We start from the raw sequence: 3,310 nt of genomic DNA, 5'->3' as shown, positions 1-3,310 counted from the left end.
CACGCGCGCCACCGGCAGGAAACGCACGGCCACTTCGCGCAGTGCCTCGCGCGACAGCGCACCGCCGCGGTCGGGCGTGGCCACATCCAGGCGCGAAGCCAGCATCCACGGCACCAGCGCGCCGGCACCCAGGCTCAGCACCGTGGCGCGGCCGATGCGGCTCCAGTCGCCCAGGCCGAACATCTGCTCCGGCGCCAGCCAGGCCCAGCCCAGCGGCCCCTGCTGCAGCCAGGCCGGCGCCTGGCCGCTGGCTTCGGCCAGCGCCGGCACCAGCAGCACCCAGCACCACAGCGCCACCGCCACGCCCAGGCCGGCCAGCACGGCACGCGCCGGCGTCTGCGGTCGCCAGACCGCGAAGGCCACGGCCGGCGCCAGCGTCGCCAGCGCCGAGAACGACAGCGCGCCGATATCGGCCAGCGCGTCCGAACCAGCGATAAGGCGGCTGTAGCCCCAGGCCAGCAGCACCACCGCCAGGATGCCGACGCGGCGCTGGGTAAGCACCGCGCCGCGCAGGTCGGCGCCTTCGCCGCCACCGCCCGACCACCGGCCGCGCACCAGCAGCGGCGCCAGCCAGTGGTTGCCGATCATCACGCTCAGCGCCAGCGTGGCCAGGATCACCATGCCGGTGGCGGCGCTCAGGCCTCCCAGGAAGGCCAGCAGCGCCAGTGCCTCGTGCCCTTCGGCCAGCGGCAGCGCCAGCACGTAGAGGTCGGAAGGCACGCCGATCGGCGCCAGCAGCGCATCACCGGCGCGTGCCAGCGGCAGGATCGGCAGCGCGATCAGCAGCATGTACAGCGGGAACAGCCAGCGCGCCGTGCGCAGCTCGTTCTCCTGCCGGCATTCGACGATGCCGACGTGGAACTGGTGCGGCAGCGTGAACATGGCCAGCGCGCCCAGCAGCACCAGCGCCGGGAAGCCGCTGGCGCCGTCGGCCGGCGGCGGCGGCACATCCACGTCGGGCAGGTCCAGGCCGAACACCACGAACGCACCCAGCGCCAGCATCGCGCCCAGCTTCAGCAGTGACTCCACCGCCATGGCCAGCACCAGGCCGCGGTTGTGTTCGGCGGCGGACACGCGCCGCGTGCCGAACAGCATCGCGAACAGGCCCATCGCCAGCGCCACGTACAGCGCGCTGTCCTGCCAGGGCGGCGGTGCCAGTTCGGAAGCGCGCGTAAGCAGGCCGTAGCTCATCGCCACGGCTTTGAGCTGCAGCGCGATGTAGGGAACGATGCCCAGTACCGCCACGAAGGTGACCGCCGCCGCCAGCCAGGAACTGCGGCCCAGGCGCGTGGCGATCAGGTCGGCCAACGAAGTGGAGTTATGTTCGCGCGCCAGCCGAAGCAGTTTCAGCAGGAAGCCAAAACCCAGCAGGTAAAGCAGGATCGTGCCCAGGAAGGTCGGCGGAATCGCCCAGCCCGAGCGCTGGGCCTGGGTCACCGTGCCGTAGAAGGTCCAGGACGTGCAGTACACCGCCAGCGAAAGGCTGTAGACCGCGGGCCATTGTTTCTTGAGCAGGCCGGGACGGCGTTCGGCCAGCAGCGCCGTGCCGAACAGCAGACCCAGCCAAAGCAGGCCGGCACCAATGACCAGCGGATCGGTCAGCACGACCGCGTCCGCTTCACGGCATCGGTGCGCCCAGCGCGGTCAATGCCGCGGCCAGCCAGCGCAGCTGCGCGCCGTCGCGGGTGTCGTAGGCCTCGCCCGTGTAACCCCACCAGTCCCAGCATGCCTTCGGATTCAGCGGCAGATAGCTTGATCGCACCTGAGGATACAGCACGGCCACGCGGTGCACGTCGGCCCAGCGATTGAAGCCGGCGTCGCGCACGAAGGTTTCGCCGACCTTGTCGGCGTTCTGCTGGCAGCCGTGGAAAGCCACCAGCACGCCGCAGGCGGCGCCGGCCGCGCAGTCCGGGGGCAGGTAGAGGTAACCCGTCTCCGCCATGCTCGGGTCCAGGCCAGGCAGTGCGAACGGGGCCTGGTCGAAACGACGCAGTTCACCCGCGGCTTCGGCGGGGGCACCGCCGGCGGCCTCGCCGAACAGGCGGGCCATCATGGTGCCGGCGGCATCGAAGCCGCAGCGGCCAAGCCAGGGTTCACCGCCCAGGGTGCAGTCGACGCCCCTGTCGAGGGTCGGCAGCAGGTGCGGGAAGGCGCGGTCGGTGTCGATCTCCACGCGCAGGCCGCCCGCTTCGTCGGACAGGGCCTGGTAAACACCGGCCACCGAAGCAGCCAGCGCCGGCGCCACGGTGGCGTCGTCGCGGCCGTGCAGCACGTAAACCATGTCGCCGGCCAGGCCGGAGAGCGGCGCCAGCTGGCCGGTCGCGGCGCGTTCGCGCACGCGTTCGGCCAGGCGCAGCGGATCCGGAAGGTAAGGTTTGGCTTCGATGCACGGCCCCAGCGCCGTTTCGAGCGAACCGCCGGCACAGCCGTAAGGCGGCCCCGCCAGCAGCGCGGCGCCGCGCAGCCGGTCGGACCAGGCGAAGTGCACCTGGCCGGCCATGATCGCGCCCGAAGAAATGCCGGCCACCGCCACCCGGTCGGGATCGACCGTGATCGCGGGCAGCGGCGGCGGCGCTTCGGCGCCGCAGCCGGCCAGGCTGGCCAGAAGCGCCATCGGAATAAAAACACGGGCCGCTTGCGCGACCCGTTGGGAAAGTTCCCGGGGAAACAGTGCCATCAGAACGCGTAGCGCGCCGACAGGCTGAACTGGCGCGGCGGACCGTAGAAGCCGGTCAGCACACCCAGCGCAGCGTTGATGTTGTAACCGGTGGTGCGGTATTCCTTGTCCGTGAGGTTGCTGCCCTGCAGCGAGAACGACCAGGGGCCGCCGGTGTCCCAGATCACGCCGGCGTTGAGCAGGCCGTAGCCGTCCTGGGTGATCGGCACGGCGCCGGTCCGCACGATTTCGGTGGTCGCCACCACGTCGTCCTGGTAGCTGTAGCCCACGCGGGCGGACAGGTTGCCGCCCCGCGCCAGTTCGGTGCGGTACTCGACGTTGATCGCGCCGGAAAACTCCGGTGCATTGGTGAATTCCTGCTCGTCGGCGATGTTCAGGCCGGTGTAGATGAACTCGTCGTACTTGGCGTCCAGGAAGGCCAGGTTGCCGCTTATCAGCCAGTTGCGTGTCGGCAGCCACTGGTACTCGACCTCGACGCCGTTCACGGTGCCGGAACCGGCGTTGGTGAAGTCGCCGAAGAAGGCGTCATTGGTGCCGTCGTTGTTGCTGTCGTAGCTGGTGAACACCGACAGCTGGATGTCCTCGTACTTGTTGTGGAAGGCCGAGAGGTTCAGGAACAGGCGCTGGTCGAGG

Annotated in this window: 2 protein-coding genes and 1 pseudogene; all 3 read right to left on the bottom strand. The window is 70.3% G+C overall.

Annotation, left to right across the window (positions count from 1 at the left end):
• Positions 1 to 1,605 (bottom strand): annotated as a pseudogene (locus AACZ35_RS13395) (hybrid sensor histidine kinase/response regulator); the annotation flags it as partial.
• Positions 1,606 to 1,618: 13 nt separating this feature from the next.
• Positions 1,619 to 2,614: a PHB depolymerase family esterase gene (locus AACZ35_RS13390; protein WP_339830125.1), complete on the bottom strand. Its 996-nt coding sequence runs from the start codon at positions 2,612 to 2,614 to the stop codon at positions 1,619 to 1,621.
• Positions 2,615 to 2,676: 62 nt separating this feature from the next.
• Positions 2,677 to 3,310, bottom strand: a 634-nt coding sequence (locus tag AACZ35_RS13385) for a TonB-dependent receptor (RefSeq protein ID WP_339830123.1), incomplete at its 5' end; no start/stop codon positions are given.

The organism is uncultured Arenimonas sp. (assembly GCF_963976025.1).
GTDB lineage: Bacteria > Pseudomonadota > Gammaproteobacteria > Xanthomonadales > Xanthomonadaceae > Arenimonas.
This window is presented reverse-complemented; position numbering and strand designations above follow the sequence as displayed.